Origin of the sequence: Shewanella sp. SW32 (assembly GCF_025653365.1) — a bacterium.
Taxonomy (GTDB): Bacteria; Pseudomonadota; Gammaproteobacteria; order Enterobacterales; family Shewanellaceae; genus Shewanella; species Shewanella oncorhynchi.
Map to the genome: position 1 here is coordinate 1 of NZ_JAKKSJ010000005.1, position 19,867 is coordinate 19,867.

Here is a 19,867-nt window from a genome sequence, read left to right on the forward strand (position 1 = left end):
GTGTGGGGTCTCCCCATGTGAGAGTAGGTCATCGCCAAGCGCCTAATTTAGGTTAACGTGTAGACGTTAAGCTAAAGGAGCGGTAGTTCAGTTGGTTAGAATACCGGCCTGTCACGCCGGGGGTCGCGGGTTCGAGTCCCGTCCGCTCCGCCAACATTAAGAGATAAGCCTCATCGAAAGATGAGGCTTTTTTCGTTATGGCGTTGCTGATATTTTCGTGTCAGTGACGCTAATGCTTCGGGCTCGAAGCATGTGGTTATCCTCATACTCGGCCATCATGTAGATGAAATCCTTATCAGAATATGAAGCTTTCGCTTCAATGTTAAAAATCAAAACCTACTTTTTTGCCGATCTTTATTCCACTTTATCAATATTGTTTCTTTCACGTTCTGAAAAGCTCCTGTGCGCGACTTGGCAGTATTGACCTGTGACACTGATCTCGGACAAATTAAACGGTATAATGCCTTATGTCTTTCATGAGTAACGAAAATGAATTGTCGTCTTGGGTGTGGTGCTTGCTGTATTGCGCCTTCAATAAGCAGCAGTATTCCGGGTATGCCAAAGGGTAAGGCGGCGGGTGAGCGTTGTGTGCAATTGAGCGATGCCAATTTATGTTTGATTTTCGGCTCGCCTGATCGTCCTGCGGTTTGTAGTGATTTCGATGCATCTGAAGATGTTTGTGGTCATTCGAACGAAGAGGCGATTTGGTTGATTACCCAACTCGAATCTCAGACCTCTCATTAAGTTTATCGCTGACAGGTGAAATATGCAGTTAACTCGTTATACCGATTTTGGCGTTCGTACCCTGATGTATTTAGCGGTTCAGCCAGATAGAACAACTTTATTTAGGATTGCTGAAATTACGCAGGTGTTTGATCTGTCACCAAATCATGTCTCTAAGATAGTGCATCATTTAGGCAAGATGGGTTACCTTGAAACCATCCGCGGTAAGATGGGTGGTTTCCGTTTGGGTAAGCCTGCGAGTGAGATTAACCTAGGCCAGTTAGTTCGAGTGTTAGAAAACTCACTCGCACCGATTGATTGCAGCAAACCTTACTGCCGATTTACACCAGCCTGTAAGCTTAAAGGCGTGTTAGCCCAGGCTGTTGAAGCTTATTTGAATGTGCTGGATCAATATACTTTGCTGGATATTGTGAGTAACCGTGATGAGTTAGTCGCCTTGCTGCCAGACTTTTCTATTTCAGTACTGCAACTGGATTAGTACCACTTTTAAGTGCAATACCGATGGGGAGCAAACTCGATGCTGGCACCAGATCAATCCCCTCGGTTTTAAGTCTGTGTAGGTTATCCTCCAAGAAGCGCATAGTTTCCGGATAAGGATGGGCAATCGCCACCAAGCTACCTTGGGTATGTGCCTGACTTATCATTAAGTTAAATTGTCTCTCGAGTGCATTGGCACTGGTATCATTGTCTAGAAACAGTTGGCGTTTTAGTAAAGGAATGCCTAGCTTATCTGCGTTATCCCCTGCCTTAGTGAATCGTGTTGTCATACTATCGACAAAATATAGCTGCTTTTGTTTGAGTGTTTCCATGACCCATAGCATGGGATCGTCCAGTTGAGTTAATAGACTCCCCATGTGGTTATTGGCACCTTTGGCAAAGGGAACGCTGTTAATCGCATCAATAACACTGGTGCGAATTTGTGCCTCAGTCATCGTATTGGTTAACCCCCCCAGCCCTAATGTCTTACCATTAAGCGCCTGCATGGGAAGATGTAGCATAATTTCGTGGCCTTTTTGGTGTCCTGCGTTAGCGAGTTCTTTGCCAAGTGGGGTATGAGGTAATACAGCGAGTGTTACTGTATTGGGCAGTGCCAGCACGGCTTTATCTGTATGACGATAACCTATGTCATCAATAATGAGTGCAAGCTGGGCTGCATAGCTTTGAGAAATGCTTAGGGCCAATAGGGCCAAGGAATAAAGTAAGCGCACAATTTCTTCTTATTCGTCATGGTGCTGTATCCATGCAATGGCAGAGGTCACTTGATGATCTTGGGCCAGTGATGCATGGGCTGATAGGGCGTCGATTATAGCTAAATTACCAACGCCGGAACCAGTTTCGGCGGCAATTTTTATGTCGGGGATGATCCCTATGTTGTGAATGTTTTCACCTCTAGGAGTATTGTACTGGGCAATTGTGAGTTTAATCGCGTTACCATCTTCTAAGATGGGGATCAGGCTTTGTACTGTACCTTTGCCAAAACTGGTCTCACCTAAGAGTTTTGCACGACCATTTTCTTGTAATGCGGCGGCGAGAACTTCGGATGCAGAGGCCGAGCCTTTGTTGATTAACACTAGCATAGGCACGTTAGTTAACATGGTTTGCGGTGAGGCATAGTAGTCAGAGTTGGCGTCGAAGAAGCGGCCAGAGGTCGAGACTATGCGTCCTTTGGCGAGAAAGAGATCCGCAATTTTAACCGCTTGGTCGAGTAGGCCGCCGGGATTATTACGTAGGTCTAAGATAAGTCCTGTGAGTGGTTTCTTTTGCCATTGGCTGAGCGAGCGCACCATATCTTCGGTAGAGTTTTCTTGGAAGTTGCTTAATCTGACATAGCCAATATTGCCATCAAGCAGTTGAGTGCTGACCGACTCTATAGTGATATTGCTTGGCTTGAGTGACACTTTAAAGATGGCATCGTCATTACTGTGTTTTAGCTCTAAGTTAATACTCTGATTATTGAGACTATGTCTTTTTATTTCAGTAAGGATATCGGCTAGATTCGTTTCAGTCGCCAGGGTGTCGTTAAGTTTAATAATAATATCACCCGCACGTATTCCCGCTTGCTCTGCGGGAGAATGGGCAAAGGGGGCTATGATGCTGATGTGGTCTTTTTGGGCCGCGACTTCGAAACCGAAACCAAAATATTCGCCGCGATTAGAATCTTTAAGATCGAGTAATTCTTGATGATTCAAGAAGCTGGAATAGGGGTCGAGATGTTCAAAAATGCCTTTGATGGCGGCCTGCACGAGCTCTTCTTTGGGAACGGTTTTGATATAGTAAGTTTCAACCGTTTCAAGCACATCTTGCAGTAACGGATAGTCAAAATTGCTGCGATAGGACTTAGCATTTTCTTGACCAGAGAGGCTGATGGATAGGCCTAAAGTGAGACCTAATCCAACGCAACTGATATAGCGGATCATGTATTTCATAACGGTCCCCTGTGATAAGGGGACCGTTATGATTAGCGACAGTATTTCGCTGGATCGACGGCTTGCCCTTTATGCCTTATTTCAAAGTATAGGCCAGGCTCGCTCTGTCCACCTGAACGTCCGACTAAAGCAATCGCTTCACCGCTTTTTACCATCTCACCAGGGCTTTTTAGTAGGGTTTGAGCGTGACCGTAAAGACTCATATAACCTTTCCCGTGATCGATGACCATAACAAGACCAAAACCGCGTAACCAGTCGGCATAAATGACTTTACCACCTGAAACGGCTCGAATATTTTGCCCTTCTGGTGCAGACAACATAGTGCCTTTCCACACGACTTGACCGGAACGTTGGCTACCAAAGCTAGCACTCACACGACCTTTTGTCGGCCATTTAAGTTTGCCACTTTGTTTACCAAATCCTTCCATCGAGGGATTATCTTTCATGGCCCGCAGCGCTTGTTCAACGACGCGCTTTAAGCTGGCCTCTTCAATTTGCAACTGCTCAAGCTCTGCCCCCTTAGAATTTAAGGTGCGTTGCAGCTCTTTGATGGTCAGTTGACGCTGATCTTGCTCTTGGCTCAAACGTTTAGCTTGTACTTGTTGTTCGGCCACGAGTTTCGTTAATTGCTTTTGCTTACTCGTTTGCGACACCTTGATCTCATCTAGCTCGGTCAAGGTTTGCTTTAATTCGTTGATCGACTTCATTCGCGCTTTATTGAGGTATTGGTAATAAGCCAACATACGCTCGATAGTGGCGGGACTTTGCTGATTAAGCATCATCTTAGTGTAATCGTGATTACCGGCAAGATAGGCGCTCGACAGCTGTTTCGACAGTGTTTGTTGTTGAGTCACCTTAAGCGTTTCTAACTCATCTTGACGTTGTTTTAGCTCGGCAAGTTTAGTGTCGATTTGCGCTAAGCTATTTTTGGTGCTGTTGACTTTTTTGGCCGCTGACGCAATCGCTTCTTCATCGCTACGCAGCAATGACAGCAGCTTTTCTCTTTGTTTACTGGTGGTTTTTAATGCGCTTTGTTGTTGATTTATTTGCGTTTGGATTGATTTTAACTCGGACTTACGCTTCTCCAAATCAGAAGCGTGTGCCGAGAAAGATAACATCATAAAGCCAGCAATAATGCTGGCTTTAACAAGGAGTCGAGTGCTCACTAGGTAACGGTTACTCTTTTATGTGGATTAAGGGTTTGCCCGTCATCTCAGCTGGAATGGCTTCGCCGATCAAGGTCAAGATGGTAGGTGCAACATCGCTGAGTTTACCACCTTCATCTATGGTCGCATCGCGTCCAACAAAGACGAAAGGCACGAGTTCACTGGTGTGGGCCGTGTGAGCCTGACCTGTGGTTTCGTCGGTCATTTGTTCGGCATTGCCGTGGTCGGCGGTAATAATACATTCTCCGCCCACTTTCGCCAGCGCATCAACCACACGGCCGATACAAGCGTCGACAGCTTCACAAGCTTTAACGGCGGCATCGAAATTACCTGTGTGGCCAACCATGTCACCATTGGGGTAGTTACAGATGATCACGTCGTACTTGGTTGATTCAATTGCTGCGACTAATTTGTCAGTCAGCTCAGCTGAACTCATCTCAGGCTGTAGATCGTAAGTTGCCACTTTAGGCGAGTTGATTAGGATGCGATCTTCTCCCTCGAATGGCTCTTCTTTACCGCCGTTAAAGAAGAAAGTCACATGGGCGTATTTCTCCGTTTCAGATATACGCAGCTGAGTACGACCTTGTTTCTGCAGCACTTCACCTAAGGTATTCACTAAGTTTTCAGATGGATAAGCGATAGGTGCTGTGATGTCGCCAGCATACTCAGTCAAAGTGACGAAGTGCATTTTCGGCATAACAGCGCGTTCGAAACCATCGAAGTCTGGGTGAATAAAGCTACGGGTGATTTGACGGGCGCGGTCAGCACGGAAGTTCATAAAAATCAGGGCATCGCCGTCTTTTAAGGTCGCAACTTGACCGTTGGCATCTGTGATCGCCGATGAAGAGACGAATTCGTCGTTCTCGTTACGCTCGTAAGCCGCTTCTAATGCTGTAACGGCATTGTCGTATTGGAATTTTGACTTGCCTTGGGTGATTAAATCGTAGGCTTGCGACACGCGATCCCAACGATTATCCCTGTCCATAGCAAAGTAACGACCAATAATCGATGCGATACGGCCATGGCCTAATGTAGTAAACAGATCATCAAAATGGCTCAAGCTGCCCTTAGCGCTGCGCGGTGGCGTATCGCGTCCGTCGAGGAAAGCGTGCAGATAAACCTGAGTTGCACCGCGCGCAACGGCCATACGGCACATAGCTTCGATATGCTCTTCATGGCTGTGGACGCCGCCGGGGGAAAGCAAGCCCATAATGTGCACGGCTCCGCCAGCTTTGATGGCTGAGTCTACCGCATCACATAGCGCAGGATTTTTTTCAAACTCATGATCTGCAATGGCTTTACTGATACGAGTGAGTTCTTGATAAACCACACGGCCAGAGCCTAAGTTAATATGGCCAACTTCAGAATTTCCCATCTGGCCATCAGGTAAGCCAACATCTAAGCCAGAACCTGAAATCAAACTATGGGGATATTTAGCGTTGAGACGGTCGAGTACCGGAGTCTTGGCGTGGAAAATCGCATTATTATGCGTGTTTTCACGGTAGCCCCAGCCATCGAGGATCAACAACGCGAGCGGACGTTTAGCTGTCGTCATAGTGATACCTTTAAGTTTTATAGAAGCGATAGAAATCTGAAATTGGTCAAATATTACTACGTTAGCGGGGTATGAAAAAGCGCTTTACCCCGATTAAGGTCATCGAATCACTAATTCGCCCGATTCTGTGAGTGGCTTGTGACAAGTACAGAGTCAATTGCACTAAAAGTGCGATCTCGAACTGTGACTAAACTGCTGCATTCTGCCAAGGCAATCGGTATACTCTGTGCCCTTATCGAATTTTCGCCATTTATGCGGGCAATCATCATGCAAGAATATATCGAATTTTTTAAAGCTCACTCAATGCTCAGTTTGGCTTGGGTGGGATTATTTGTTGTGCTTGTCGCGAGTATCATCAAATCGAGCATGTCAAAAATCAAAAGTATTTCTCATCAAGAATTAACGATTATGGTGAATAGACAGGATGCTAAAGTGGTTGATGTGCGCTCGAATGACGAGTTCCGCAAGGGCCATATTGTTGATGCACTTAACGTTACGCTCGCCGATATTAAAAATAATCAGATATCAGCCCTTGAAAAGTATAAAGCCAGTCCCATTATATTGGTATGCAATGCTGGCATGACCTCGTCTCAAGCCGCTCAGCTTTTGAGTAAGCAAGGTTTTGAAAACCTGTACAACTTGAAAGGTGGTATGGGTGAATGGCAGGCAGCAAATATGCCTGTTTCAAAAAGCAAAAGATAAGTTGTCGGCGGCAGTTATGATTTCAGCTGCACTCAATCCACAGGATAGTGCAGTAATAAAGTCATCATTGTTTGGCATACTGATCCTACGGTCGCTAAGGGCTTAATGTAAGTTTTTAGACTGGTTCGATCGATACCCGAATATGGGTACAAGTTGGGATGATACCGAGATCTGATATAGGCCTTGAGTAACATAAGCCCCGAGCCAATTTACGTTCATATAGTAATTGGCTTTCAAATAATAATTGGCTTTCAACGAAAAGCCGATACAACATTGATAGGATAGGTAGGAAATTATGGCTGAAGTAGCAAACAACGAACAACAAGCCCCACAATTCAACATCCAACGTGTTTACACTAAAGATGTGTCTTTCGAAACGCCTAACAGCCCAGCGGTATTCCAAAAAGAATGGAACCCAGAAGTTAAGTTAGATTTAGACACGCGCAGCGCTAAATTAGCTGATGATGTGTATGAAGTTGTCCTGTCTTTAACTGTGACTGCACAAAACGGTGGCGATACTGCTTTCCTATGTGAAGTACAACAAGCCGGTATCTTCTCTATCACTGGTCTGACTGAGCCACAATTGGCCCATTCATTAGGAGCATACTGCCCTAACATCCTATTCCCATATGCTCGCGAAACCGTGGGCAGCTTAGTTGGTCGTGGTACTTTCCCACAACTGAACTTAGCACCTGTTAACTTCGACGCGCTGTTTGCCCAATACGTGCAACAACGTCAAGCTGCTGCGACTGCACCAGCTGCCGAAGAAGCTAACGCTTAATTACATGAAAAACTCTGCCGATATCACGGTATTAGGGGCGGGCTCTTATGGCTCCGCCCTTGCCATTTCTTTAGCCAGCAACGGTCATAAGACCTTGTTATGGGGACACGATCCTGTCCACATGCAAACGCTCGCTCAAGACAAGTGCAACCAAGCTTTTTTGCCTGGTATTGCGTTTCCTGATTGTTTACAGATCGAAGCCGATTTAGCTAAAGCCTTAGCCGCCAGCAACAATGTGTTAGTGGTCGTGCCAAGCCATGTGTTTGGTACTGTGCTTGAGCAAGCTAAACCGTTACTCCGTAGCGATGCGCGCATCGTATGGGCAACGAAAGGGCTTGAGCCTGAAACCGGACGTTTGTTGCAAGATGTGGCCCGTGATGTGTTAGGTGAGCAATATCCGCTGGCGGTGTTATCTGGGCCGACCTTTGCGAAAGAACTCGCCATGGGTTTACCTACGGCCATTTCGGTTGCGGGCACTTGTCCTACGTTCACTAACGATCTCGTCGAGCTGTTACACAGCCCTAAACGTTTGCGGGTTTACGCCAACGACGACTTTACCGGACTGCAACTTGGCGGCGCGGTAAAGAACGTGATCGCGATTGGCGCGGGCATGTCCGACGGTATCGGCTTTGGTGCCAATGCCAGAACAGCCTTGATTACCCGTGGTTTAGTCGAATTGACGCGTTTAGGCGAAGCCTTAGGTGCCAATGCAGCCACCTTTATGGGAATGGCGGGGTTAGGCGACTTAGTGTTGACCTGTACCGACAACCAATCCCGTAACCGTCGTTTCGGTTTAGCCTTAGGTAAAGGCTGTGATGTGATGACTGCACAGGCTGAAATTGGCCAAGTGGTTGAAGGTTATCGCAATACCAAAGAAGTGTTTACGCTTGCGAAACGCCTCGGGGTTGAAATGCCGATCACTGAGCAGATTTACCAAGTCTTGTATCAAGGCAAAGCGCCGGTCGATGCTGCTAAAGAGCTGCTCAGCAGAGAAAAGAAATCAGAAACGCCTACGCAATAAACCGCGAGCCGTGATGATGCTGTAATGCCGAATAAAAGAAAGGGTGCTAAAATAGCGCCCTTTTTTGTGCCCGGACTTCTGGTGTGCAAGATGTATCCCCGGTCATCAGGGCCCTTGATGTTCTCGACATCAGGCGGGCATTTCCTCCATCCCTGGAGGTCAGATGGTGAAAGAGGGGATTTGTGTCTAACGTTTGAGCCTATCTTTGCTCCGTTTAGCTGTTGCATGACTTGCTGGCTAAAGGTTAGCGAGTCAGCAAACTGCCCGTTAGCAGCCAATATCAATCAATTATCTGTGTGGAGTAAGAGCGTGAAACATCATGATGTCATTATTATCGGAGCCGGCGCCGCGGGATTAATGTGTGCAGCGACCGCAGGTTACCGAGGCCGTGATGTACTCGTACTCGACAATGCCAAGCAAGCCGGGCGTAAAATCCTCATCAGTGGCGGCGGGCGTTGTAACTTTACCAACCTTAAAGTCGAGCCCGCTAATTTCCTCTGTGGCAATCCCCACTTTGTTAAGTCGGCACTCGCGCGTTATCCCTCGCAGCAGTTTATTGAATTAGTCGAGCGTCACGGCATTGAATACCACGAACGTGATCACGGCCAATTGTTCTGCAATGACTCGGCTAAAGAGATAGTCACTATGCTATTGACTGAGTGTGAATGGGCGGGCGTGACGATTAAGCTGCGCACCGATATTCTGGCCGTTAAAAAGACCGAAGCAGGGCGCTTTGAGCTCAACACCTCTAACGGCGAACTGAGCTGCGACTCACTGGTTATCGCCACGGGCGGCTTATCCATGCCTAAACTCGGCGCCACGCCTTACGGTTATCAACTGGCCGAGCAGTTTGGCCTAAAAGTATTGCCAACTCACGCGGGTCTGGTGCCTTTTACATGGCACAGTGAAGATAAAATTCGTTTCGAGCCTTTGTCTGGCATCGCAGTGCCGAGCCGCATTACCGCCAAAGATGGCACTGCATTTAGCGAAGCGCTGCTATTCACTCACCGTGGCTTATCTGGCCCCGCAATTTTGCAGATTTCCAACTATTGGAAAGCGGGCGAAACCGTAGAAATCGATCTTTTGCCGAATATGGATTTGGCGCAATTGCTAGAGCAACAGCTCGCCGCACATCCAAAACAAAGCCTGCGCAACACCCTCAGCCAATGGTTGCCTAAACGGCTGGTGGAAGTGTTATTCGATGAAGCCCTGTTGAATAAAGCGTTAAATCAGCTAGTGCACGCCGAGCGCGCAACACTGGTGGATGATATACACCACTGGACAGTATTGATGAACGGCACCGAAGGCTACCGCACCGCCGAAGTGACGTTAGGCGGCGTTGATAGTAATGAGCTGTCTTCCAAAACCATGGAAGCCAGCAAAGTCGCCGGACTCTACTTTATCGGTGAAGTCATGGATGTAAGTGGTTGGTTAGGCGGGTTTAATTTTCAATGGGCCTGGGCATCTGGCGTGGCTGCAGGACAAGCGGTTTAGTCTTGATTTGGCACAATAAAGTTTGTACACTGTTGAAAAAGTTTGTACACAAATGCAATTTGGAATAATAAAGTTTGTACACTAAGCTATAATATAGTCTGTCGAATAGGATAGAGTATATGTTGTGGCTGGACGAAGAAAACTTGCAAATCTCGCTGATTTCAAGCGGGCTTTAAAACAAAAATATGGCTTAGGTGAAGGCGCCAATTACACTCCTTGGATAAGAGTTCAGGATGTTAAGTCTCATGGGCTCAGCGGTAAGATTGACGGAATAAAATCGGGCCGAATTCACCATACCTTATCTGAGCAAGAGACATGTTTTTTCTATTTAGCGGAGTTTTCCGATTCAGTTACCGATATTCGGGAACAGTTTCCTCTGCTTCCTCTCACTCTTTCATTAAAAATATCTAAGTTACTCGACGTTGAGCACCCCAAGCATCCAATAACCAAAGATCCTATTATTATGACTACGGACTTCCTTTTAACCTGTAGTGATGGAAAGCGGATTTGGTATGAAGCTGTGTCTGTAAAGCCTAGTGAAAAGCTTTTAGATAAGAGGACGGCAGAAAAGCTGGATATTGAAAGAGTTTGGTGGGAGTTATTAGGTGTTCCCTTTCACGTATTTTGCCTGTCAGAACTGAATCAAATTAAGTCAAGGAATATTCAGTGGATTACTGATCCTCAACGTAAGAAGTACTCATCACCTTCGAACAAAGTTAGAGAAGAAGCCAAGCGTTTGTTGACGGTGGGTACAATGCAATTAAGTGATGTTCGCGACACGTTTTCTCATCAAATCGGTATATCGAATGACGAAGCATTGATTTTGTTAAAATATTTGATAGCTGACAAAGAAGTGATTGTAGATTTGGCGCGACCCATAGTTCTATCTGGGATGATAGAAATTGTTCAAGTTAAGATGGATGGGAAATCACAGCAATATGCAAGTTGAATTAAATAGCGTTTGGCGAGTTCATAACTTGGATGGTCTTGGGGATGGCCTTTACAGGGTTTTGCAACTGTATACAAAGGAACATATCGTTATTTTGTTTCCTTTGCTCGAATCAAAGGCTTTGCAACGACCACTTAAGCTTGATTTTGACTTTTTTAACGAGGCGATTAAAACGGGTAATTCCGAATTAACCCCATATGAGCTTCCATATTATCAATTACAGTCAGAAGACGATATTTCAGAGAGTTATCTTGTAAAAAGAGATGAAAAATATCGACTTATTATGGGCTTAGTGTCTAATCCCAATTTTTTGCTAAATTTGGTTGAGCAACCTCGTAGCAAAGCTGTTTCGATACACGCGAAAGCCCACAACACATATGTGCAGAATATCTATCGAACACTAAATCTTTATTGGAAATATGGTCAAGAACGAAATGCACTCTTACCGAGCTATAAGAACTCTGGGGGCAGAGGTAAATCAAGAGTAGCTGGCGTAACAAAGCGTGGCTCTCCAATACAGCTCTCCAGTCCAAGTATTGAAGCGCCTGAAGGTGTGAATACCACTGAGCAGGATAAGGCTTTGTTTCTTAAGGCGATGAAGGAGTTTGGACTCAAAGGTGAAAAAGTAAAGTTCAGTAGTGTGTATGACAAAATGCTTAAGGAATACAAACAATATGCAGAGGAGCTAATTGCTGCTGAATCTGAGTCACGTGAAGCTTTAGTACCTAATTATCGAGCATTTGTTTATTGGGCTAAAAAACTAGTTCCAGCACAAATACTACTACGTAAACAAACAAATCAGGGTGACTTTGACCGCAATAAGCGAGGCTTAAAAGGTTCTGCTACTGATCATACAGAAGTTCCTGGCAGTTGCTTTGAATTGGATGCAACGGTTTTAGATGTACATATTGTTTCGGATTTTCAGAGAAATCATGTATTGGGGAGACCAACCGTTTATTGTGTGGTTGATAAAGAAAGTCGCATGATTGTCGGGCTGCATGTCTCCATGGAATACGCTTCTTGGAGGGCTGGTCGGCAGGCTTTAATCAACAGCTTTACCTCTAAGAAAGAGTATTGCGCAGAATTTGGCATTGAAATAGAAGAAGCTGATTGGCCTTGTAATCATATACCTCAACGATTGCTTTGTGATCGAGGTGAGTTTATTTGTCAGGATGCCGAAAATCTCGCTGTGCCATTGATTGGCCACTTGAGTATTGCTCCACCATACAGGGCGGAATTGAAAGGTATAGTAGAACAACGTTTCAATATCCTGAACGAGAAGCTAGTTCATGAGCTGTTAGGGACGACGAAAGGGCGGCATTATATCAGAGGAGATAGAGATCCAAGGTTAGATGCTACTTTTACGCTCAGAGAAATAACCAAGCTCCTTATTGATGAAGTTTTAGAGCACAACAGTTCAATTTTTAAAGATTTAGCCAAGCAAAGTACATTACTTATTGAGTCAGGACTTTCTCCAACCCCTATAAACTATTGGAATCTACATGTTAAAGCGCAGCGTCATGCTTTAAGTCGTGCTGACGAGGCTCATATTCGTTCTCGCCTATTGCCTACAGTAAGAGTGACCATGACAGGCAAAGGAATTCGGCTGAACGATCAAATGTATTATGACTCAGATCATGCTGATTTTGATACGTGGAAAGTAATCGCGAGAAATAATGGTTCATGGCAACTAGATGCTTTAGTTGATCATGATAATTCAAGTTTCATATTTGTCAGGCTTGAGGAAGTAAGTGGCTTTACCCGATGTTACCTGATGAAGGAGTCGGTTAATTTTGCTCATAGGCATCAAGCAGACATCCTGTATTTTGAAGACTGGATTAAGTTGGAAAAAAACAAAGCTAAGCCAACAGCGAAATCGATAGAGCGTCACCAGAGAAGAAATCAGGTTATCGAAACTGCAAAAGAAGAAGCTGCATTGGCCCCGTCGCTAAGTTCAAAATCTGAGAGAACAAAGGGCATGAAAGCAAGGAGAAGGGAGGCTATTCTTGCACAGAGGGTTGAGGACAGAGAATCCAAACTTCATCAAGCTCAGCCTGATATGGAATCGGATATACCTAGTGGATATCTTGATGACAAGAAGAAAAAAGTAATTTCATTGCTCAAGCGAAAAAAAGGCCAACAATAATGAGATGTGAAGATGCCATCTACCATGAAGCGATATTACCCGAGCATCGTGGTAATCCTTTGATTGAAGCTTTGCCACCTAAGGTTGAGGATGATGAGTTAGTTATTAAGCTGAGTAATTATCCAGAGAGGCTCATTGAGGAAACAACGTTAGAGGCAATTGAAAGGTTGGACTATCTCACCCGATTAAAAACGTTGAGGCAGCCACTGCCGCTCTATTTTGATGTCTTTAGGGCCATAGAAGTGGCAATCAAAGAGGGATATTCAGCAAAAAATCCTTTATCTCCCACAACAATGAACTATCTGCACTACTCATCCGAGAATAGACCCAATGTTGAACCCAGAACAGGTTTCTTTAAGCCAAAGGGCAGTGGAATTACAATAATCGGGGAAAGTGGAGTTGGTAAAACCTGCATGCTTGAGCAGGTATTAAACTGTTTTCCTGACGTCATAGAACACCGCTATTACCAGAACAAAGTGTTAGCAATCCCGCAAGTTGTGTGGATAAAAGTCGATTGTCCAGATGACTCAAGTGTTAAAGGTCTTTGTCATCGTATATTAGAGCAAATCGATCAAAAATTAGGACACCCTCCAACAAAACCTGCGGGAACAATAGCTCTTCTACTTCAACAAATTGAATCGAAAATGAAGTCAAACTTCCTTGGAATTTTGGTTATTGATGAAATGCAAAACCTAAACCTTGCTAAAGCAGGCGGTGCCGATCGACTTTTAGGCTTTTTGCATAACTTAGTTAACAATTTAGGTATTCCGATACTTTTCTGTGCAAACCCTCCGTTCGATGAACTCTTAAGTAAGAGTTTTAAATCAGCGCGACGAGCGGAAAGTAGTGGCTATTTCGATGTAGAACTAATGAAGAATGATGATGAGTGGGAATTGTTTGTAGATGAGCTTTGGGGTTTGCAGTGGACCAATGTTGAAACTCCGTTGACCCCAAGTTTGAACAATAAACTTTACTCACTGTCTGCTGGTAATATGGATTTGGCTGTTCGAATTTATTATTCAGCTCAAAAGGCAATTATTGGTTCTTCAGACGAGAGGATTACTGAAGAGGTTCTTGAGCTTGGAGCTAGTATTGCTATACGGGCAACGAAAAAGCTAATAGAAGAAATGAGGAAGAAACACGCTATTTCTATTCTAAAACGAAATCGAAAAGATGGTAGCACTGAAGCTGACAGCCATCTGCGTGAAGATGTTTCATCGAAAGAAGTCATCAATACTAAATCTAAAGCTATAACGATACCAGGAGACTTGACTCGTCCGCATCACCCTGAGTTCCTTGAAGAACTAACCGAACTAGTTTTTGCAGAAGATTTGAGTGATCGGATATTGGATACTAATCTGATCCAGAGGGCTTCTCAGGATAGTGATCCACTTGAAAACCTCAGGGCTTCGGGCGTTTTGTGTGACGACCCATTGGAGACGTTTAGTTAGAATTTAGCTGTATGGCAAATCCTTCGGAGGTGATATGCGTTTACCTGATGCATTACCCGATGAACTACTATTTAGTCGAATGATTAGATATTGCAGTGTAGGCGCGGTTCCCATACCTGAATTTCTCAAAAGCGTATACGGAGACCATAGAGCAAGTATTAACCCGATACTTACTGCTGGCTTAAGTTCGCTTTCAAGCCTTTACCGTGAGAGCAAGAATGACCTGCTAATGGATCAAACTCTTGCTCCGTTGTTTATGCATTATTACCCGCAATACAAAGCCAAATTATCAGAAGCTATATCTTCAACGGACAATTACACTGCTATTAGGTTAAGCCAGCTTTCGTGCGTGAGAGAACATACACAACTCACCCTCAAAATGTGCCCTGTGTGTGTTCAGGAAGATATCAGACAATTTGGTGTGGCGTACTGGCACCGAGTGCATCAAATACCTGCTATCGAATCTTGTTGTGATCATAAGCAGCAACTAGTGCATGTTCGACTTCCTAAACGATTAAAGTTAGCAGTTGGGTATCCTTCTTTTTTTGAAACTGAGTATCAAGAAAGTAGCGATGAAAGCTATCGTTTGGCGCAGTTTTCTCGGCAGGTACTTCTAGAACAATCAAATAATATTTCTACATTTAGGACAGATAGTTACTCTGATAAATTATCGAATCTTGGCTATGTCACCAAGAGTGGTCGAATACGCAGGGTAAAGTTACTCTCTGACTTTTATACGTTTACAAGCCAATTGCATTATCTATCTTCAAACGTTCTACCATCATCAGAATCGGATTTTAAGTACATTACCAACTTGCTCTATAACCAGTATTCACAGCATATTTTTAAGTACTTAATTTTTGAATACTGGTTATCGAAGCAGCGAAGGATTAGAAAAACACCAGAAATAATCAGTGAACATAGTACCGATAGTACCCATAATCTAGAGCAAGAATGTTTGGTTCTCCTAAAGCAAGGGCTATCAATTTCATCGATAAGCAAGCAAACAGGAAAGAGTCGGACTTATGTAAAATCCGTGGCGTATTCTTTTGGGATGCTGGATCTGTTTGACCCCACGAAGCTAAAATCATCGCTTAGAGAGCGCGTTATTGCTCTTGCACAGAACGGTTTTCATCGCTCTGAGATCGCCCGACGCTTATCTGTATCGACAGGAAGTGTTGAAATGTTGATTTCGAGCGTAAATGGGCTGGTTGAGTGGAGAAAGCAGTGTAAGCATGAATCGAAACGGCGACGCTACAAATGCCAGATACTTCGATACCGATACAATAATCCGTTAAGGATTAGAAAAGAGATAAAGCGAGATTGTAACGCAGCGTTTTACTGGCTATATCATCATGAACCTGAATGGCTTGAATCCGTACTACCCAAGCCATCCCACCCACATCGACATCCTAGGATTAGGCTGAAATAACACCGATTCTAAATTTGAGGCATCAAATCGCACAAAATTTAGACATCACCTTCATTTTTTGATGGAAAAAATACAGTAGATAAAAAGTGTAAAACACCTTGACGTTAATCTAGGTGCATACTAATATGACCTTATTACATCATCTGTAGGTGCTCTACTGCATTTTATTTGGTGTGATTGATGAGGTTCAGGCGGCCACCTGAACCTCATCTAAACCTCAATACGACGATAGACATATAGGAGATTTATTTATGCATCAAGATTACCAAATAACCGCTCGTGTGCAAGAAATTACAGCGACTTTCATTCAGAAAAAGCTTCTGAATGAAGGCGGTTATCCTCACAATATTCAAGAAACCCTTGTTCCTATTAGTGGAAAAGCTCAAAAGCGTGCGCAATATCAGTTTCCAAAAGCGGCAGAAGAAAATGACTCAATTATTTGTGAATATGATCGTGTGATGAACATTTATAACAAATATCACCATGACACACGAAAGAAGCTCACAGTAATCATGGAGCAGTGGTTTTTGGACGAAGCAAAACGGTGTGGGTGGGCTGATGCAAAGTTTTACAAATGTGATGGTTCGACTAAAAAAGCCTGTTTTCTAGTAAAGCAAGCCGATTCGGAGAGTTTTTATGCTTCAAAACACTAATCTTCGATTACTCAGTGAAGTAGCCGATATTCGGACTGGGTACACATTTCGAGAAAAGGTGGAAGAAGTTGAGGCAGAAACGGGCAGTGCTCGTATTGCTCAGATTAAAGATGTGCGTGAGATAGCTGAAATTTCAAATTCTTTCTTGCTTGATCCAAGCAAACTCCCTGCTATTGACTGGCAGGGTAAAGATAAAGCATTAGTCGAGTCTGGAACGGTAATACTGCCTTCAAGAGGTTCGAGAGGCGGTTACTTCCAAGCATCCTGTGTTGTTGATAATTCGGAAGATTCATTACCTTTGGTGGTAACGAGTCAGTTCTTAGTGATTACACCAACGGTTGAGGTGTTACCCGAATTCTTGTGTTGGTCATTAAACCAACCTTCAATTCAATTTTTACTGTCTGAAGGTGCAGGAAGTCAGGGGTCATCGATGGCTGTCATGCTTAAAACATCTATTGGCAATGAGATAAAGCTCAATATCCCATCTATCGAGACACAAAAGAAAATACTTCACCTCAATCAGTTATGGGAAAAAGAGCAGGCATTAACCCAAGCTCTGCTAATGAATCGAAAAACAATGCTTCAAGGCATGTTTCAACAATTACTTAATGAGACTAAATAACGATGAATACCCCAATCAACCAAAGCGAAATCAACAAAGCCGTATGGAATGCCTGTGATACTTTTCGTGGCACGGTAGATCCATCGATTTACAAAGACTTTATCCTCACCATGCTGTTCTTAAAGTACATCTCCGATGTACATCAAGACAAAGTGGAAGATCTGAAAAAAGAATACGGCGATATTCCTGAACTGATCGCTGAAATGCTTGAAAACCAGTCGTTTAAAATTCCAACTGGCAGCTCGTTCTGGGATTTGTATGAAGCACGTTTTGAAGTAGGTAATGGTTCACGAATTGATACCGCGCTCCACGCGATTGAAGAAGCGAATACCAAACTCAAAGGTGTGTTCCAAGACATCAGCTTTAACACTGACAAACTCGGTGATGAAAAGCAGAAAAACGATATTCTGCGCCACTTATTAGAAGACTTTGGCAAACCAACCCTTAGCCTACGTCCAAGCCGTGTCGGCTCACTGGATGTGATTGGCAATGCCTACGAATACCTCATTAAACACTTTGCTGCTGGTAGCGGTAAATCGGCAGGCGAATTCTACACCCCTGCGGAAGTTTCGGATCTGCTGTCGATTATTCTTGCACCACAAGAAGGCGATACCATTTGCGACCCTGCCTGTGGATCGGGCTCATTGTTGATGAAGTGTGGCAAGCAAGTACAGAAGAACTTTGGTGGTTCGAAGAAATATGCCCTGTATGGTCAGGAAGCGATTGGCTCAACCTGGTCACTGGCGAAAATGAACATGTTTCTGCATGGCGAAGATAACCACCGCATTGAATGGGGCGATACCATTCGTAACCCGAAACTTCAGGATGCCAACGGTGGCTTGCTACACTTTGATGTGGTAACCGCTAACCCGCCATTTAGTTTGGATAAATGGGGCCACGAAGATGCTGAAAGCGATCACTTTGGTCGCTTCCGCCGTGGTGTGCCGCCCAAAACCAAGGGCGACTATGCGTTTATCTCGCATATGATTGAAACCCTAAAACCACAATCGGGAAGAATGGGTGTAGTGGTTCCGCATGGTGTGTTATTCCGCGCCTCATCAGAAGGCCAAATCCGCCAACAATTGATAAAAGAAAACCTGTTGGATGCCGTAATCGGTCTGCCAGAAAAACTCTTTTTTGGCACTGGGATTCCTGCGGCCATTCTGATTTTAAAAAAGCACAAAGACGATAACAAGGTTCTGTTTATTGATGCCTCGCGTGAGTTTAAACCAGGCAAAAACCAGAACGTACTGACCGAAGAGAATATCCAGAAGATTGTCGATACCTATCAAGCCCGTGAGAGCGTGGATAAATACGCGTATCTGGCGACGTTAGAAGAGATTGCCGAGAACGACTACAACCTTAATATTCCGCGTTATGTTGATACCTTTGAGGAAGAAGACGAAATCGACCTGATGGCTGTGCGTAATGAACGCTTAGCTCTGCAAAGTGAACTGGCGGATCTAGAAGCGGAAATGGCAGGTTATCTGGAGGAGTTGGGTTATGGTGCCTAAGGATTGGAATCAAGCCACGTTGGAATCTCTTTGTCATGCACCTATAACTTATGGCGTGTTGAAACCTGGAGAGTACTGTACAAATGGAACTCCTCTTTTACAGATTAAAGATTTACTCGGAAATTTGGATAATCAAGAAAATATCCACAGAATTTCTGATGAGTTAGATTTTGAGTACAGAAGATCAAAAATCCAAGTTAACGATATTCTCATTTCTTTAGTTGGAACTGTTGGGCGCATAGCGATCGTTCCAGCAAGTTTGGATGGTGCTAATATCCATAGAAATATTGGCAGAATTCGTACGAAAAACTATGAGTTCTTAGTTCACTATTTAAATTCTGATGTAGCAAAGAACAGAATAGGATTATCTTCTTCTGGAAGTTCTCAGTCTGCATTAAATCTTTCAGTACTAAGAGCACTGAAAGTTCCAGTTCCCCCCCTTCCAGAACAACAAAAAATCGCCGAAATCCTCTCTACTTGGGATAAAGCGATTGCGACCACCGAAAAGCTGATTGCAACCAGCCAGCAGGAGAAAAAAGCTCTGATGCAGCAGTTGTTGACGGGGAAAAAACGCTTGGTCAATCCTGAAACTGGGAAGGTGTTTGAGGGAGATTGGGAGCGTCACACACTATCCGATTTAGTGCATGTAGATAAAAAATCATTAGGTAAAAAAACTCCTGATGATTTTGAGTTTAAATACATATCGCTTTCCGATGTGGCGACAGGAACCATTGGTGTGAACCTAGAAGTTCATAAATACGCCACTGCTCCATCCCGTGCTCGTCGCGTTCTACAAAATGGCGATGTCTTATTATCAACCGTTCGTCCCAATCTAAAAGGATTTGCCAAGATATCTCAAAAGCACGCTGATTGTATTGCTTCAACTGGTTTTTCTGTACTGACGCCTAAAAAGCGTGTGAGTGGAGATTACATTTATCAGTATATTTTTAGCTCTCATGTTACTGGGCAAATTGATAGTTTAGTTGTCGGTTCCAATTACCCTGCAATCAACTCATCTGATGTTGCTGGTTTGAAAATCTATTGTCCGACCTACGAAGAACAACAAAAAATCGCCTCAGTTCTTACCTCTGCTGATAGAGAGATTGAACTACTAGAAACCAAACTCGCTCACCTGAAGGATGAGAAAAAGGCGTTAATGCAGCAGTTATTGACGGGTAAGCGCAGAGTGCAAGTTAATTAAAAGGGAGTTG

The 19,867-nt window shown here is 44.1% G+C and carries 18 protein-coding genes and 1 tRNA gene; 15 read left to right on the forward strand and 4 right to left on the reverse strand.

Annotated elements, in window-relative coordinates:
* Positions 1 to 76: 76 nt before the first annotated feature.
* From L5M28_RS03740 to L5M28_RS03750, 3 genes are all read left to right on the forward strand, one after another.
* Positions 77 to 153: transfer RNA gene (locus L5M28_RS03740), tRNA-Asp, on the forward strand.
* A gap of 336 nt (positions 154 to 489) precedes the next feature.
* Complete coding sequence (locus L5M28_RS03745) at positions 490 to 744, forward strand: YkgJ family cysteine cluster protein (protein WP_131525655.1); 255 nt, start codon at positions 490 to 492, stop codon at positions 742 to 744.
* Positions 745 to 766: 22 nt separating this feature from the next.
* Positions 767 to 1,222: an Rrf2 family transcriptional regulator gene (locus L5M28_RS03750; protein WP_105250838.1), complete on the forward strand. Its 456-nt coding sequence runs from the start codon at positions 767 to 769 to the stop codon at positions 1,220 to 1,222.
* On the opposite strand, the gene L5M28_RS03755 is transcribed toward L5M28_RS03750, so the two are convergent.
* Genes L5M28_RS03755 through gpmM form a run of 4 tightly spaced genes read right to left on the reverse strand, consistent with a single transcriptional unit; the run spans position 1,197 to position 5,891 of the window.
* Positions 1,197 to 1,952 (reverse strand): divergent polysaccharide deacetylase family protein, encoded by a 756-nt coding sequence (locus L5M28_RS03755; RefSeq protein WP_263202523.1) that lies wholly within the window; start codon positions 1,950 to 1,952, stop codon positions 1,197 to 1,199. The two genes, L5M28_RS03750 and L5M28_RS03755, sit on opposite strands and share 26 nt — an antisense overlap.
* 9 nt (positions 1,953 to 1,961) lie before the next feature.
* Entirely contained in the window at positions 1,962 to 3,170 is a 1,209-nt protein-coding gene (locus L5M28_RS03760) for a S41 family peptidase (RefSeq protein ID WP_263202525.1), read from the reverse strand.
* Between the two features lie 32 nt (positions 3,171 to 3,202).
* Positions 3,203 to 4,336, reverse strand: coding sequence for a murein hydrolase activator EnvC family protein (locus tag L5M28_RS03765; RefSeq protein WP_113941204.1), 1,134 nt, complete (start codon positions 4,334 to 4,336; stop codon positions 3,203 to 3,205).
* Positions 4,337 to 4,346: 10 nt separating this feature from the next.
* Entirely contained in the window at positions 4,347 to 5,891 is a 1,545-nt protein-coding gene (gene gpmM, locus L5M28_RS03770; protein ID WP_105250842.1) for a 2,3-bisphosphoglycerate-independent phosphoglycerate mutase, read from the reverse strand.
* A gap of 267 nt (positions 5,892 to 6,158) precedes the next feature.
* Here gpmM and L5M28_RS03775 point away from each other — a divergent pair, with 267 nt between their 5' ends.
* From L5M28_RS03775 to L5M28_RS03830, 12 genes are all read left to right on the forward strand, one after another.
* Positions 6,159 to 6,593: a rhodanese-like domain-containing protein gene (locus tag L5M28_RS03775; RefSeq protein ID WP_105253030.1), complete on the forward strand. Its 435-nt coding sequence runs from the start codon at positions 6,159 to 6,161 to the stop codon at positions 6,591 to 6,593.
* A gap of 295 nt (positions 6,594 to 6,888) precedes the next feature.
* A complete protein-coding gene (gene secB, locus L5M28_RS03780) occupies positions 6,889 to 7,374 on the forward strand; it encodes a protein-export chaperone SecB (RefSeq protein WP_006083777.1) in 486 nt (161 codons plus the stop codon).
* Positions 7,375 to 7,378: 4 nt separating this feature from the next.
* Positions 7,379 to 8,395, forward strand: coding sequence for an NAD(P)H-dependent glycerol-3-phosphate dehydrogenase (gpsA, locus tag L5M28_RS03785; RefSeq protein WP_105250843.1), 1,017 nt, complete (start codon positions 7,379 to 7,381; stop codon positions 8,393 to 8,395).
* A gap of 309 nt (positions 8,396 to 8,704) precedes the next feature.
* The gene (locus L5M28_RS03790) at positions 8,705 to 9,889 is read left to right on the forward strand and encodes an NAD(P)/FAD-dependent oxidoreductase (protein ID WP_263202527.1); all 1,185 of its coding nucleotides are present in this window, start codon (positions 8,705 to 8,707) and stop codon (positions 9,887 to 9,889) included.
* A gap of 124 nt (positions 9,890 to 10,013) precedes the next feature.
* On the forward strand, positions 10,014 to 10,838 hold the full coding sequence (locus L5M28_RS03795; protein WP_263202529.1) for a TnsA endonuclease N-terminal domain-containing protein: 825 nt from the start codon (positions 10,014 to 10,016) through the stop codon (positions 10,836 to 10,838).
* Positions 10,828 to 12,984, forward strand: coding sequence for a transposase (locus L5M28_RS03800; RefSeq protein WP_263202530.1), 2,157 nt, complete (start codon positions 10,828 to 10,830; stop codon positions 12,982 to 12,984). The genes L5M28_RS03795 and L5M28_RS03800 overlap by 11 nt, the downstream gene beginning before the upstream one ends.
* Positions 12,984 to 14,435 carry an ATP-binding protein gene (locus L5M28_RS03805; protein WP_263202532.1) on the forward strand — a complete coding sequence of 484 codons (1,452 nt, stop codon included), beginning with the start codon at positions 12,984 to 12,986 and terminating at the stop codon, positions 14,433 to 14,435. The genes L5M28_RS03800 and L5M28_RS03805 overlap by 1 nt, the downstream gene beginning before the upstream one ends.
* Before the next feature lie 34 nt (positions 14,436 to 14,469).
* On the forward strand, positions 14,470 to 15,867 hold the full coding sequence (locus L5M28_RS03810; protein ID WP_263202534.1) for a TnsD family Tn7-like transposition protein: 1,398 nt from the start codon (positions 14,470 to 14,472) through the stop codon (positions 15,865 to 15,867).
* A gap of 251 nt (positions 15,868 to 16,118) precedes the next feature.
* Positions 16,119 to 16,520: a hypothetical protein gene (locus L5M28_RS03815; RefSeq protein ID WP_263202535.1), complete on the forward strand. Its 402-nt coding sequence runs from the start codon at positions 16,119 to 16,121 to the stop codon at positions 16,518 to 16,520.
* Positions 16,504 to 17,142, forward strand: a complete 639-nt coding sequence (locus tag L5M28_RS03820; RefSeq protein WP_263202536.1) for a restriction endonuclease subunit S — start codon at positions 16,504 to 16,506, stop codon at positions 17,140 to 17,142. The genes L5M28_RS03815 and L5M28_RS03820 overlap by 17 nt, the downstream gene beginning before the upstream one ends.
* A 2-nt stretch (positions 17,143 to 17,144) precedes the next feature.
* The gene (locus L5M28_RS03825) at positions 17,145 to 18,656 is read left to right on the forward strand and encodes a type I restriction-modification system subunit M (protein ID WP_263202537.1); all 1,512 of its coding nucleotides are present in this window, start codon (positions 17,145 to 17,147) and stop codon (positions 18,654 to 18,656) included.
* Positions 18,646 to 19,857: a restriction endonuclease subunit S gene (locus tag L5M28_RS03830; protein WP_263202539.1), complete on the forward strand. Its 1,212-nt coding sequence runs from the start codon at positions 18,646 to 18,648 to the stop codon at positions 19,855 to 19,857. The genes L5M28_RS03825 and L5M28_RS03830 overlap by 11 nt, the downstream gene beginning before the upstream one ends.
* Positions 19,858 to 19,867: the final 10 nt, after the last annotated feature.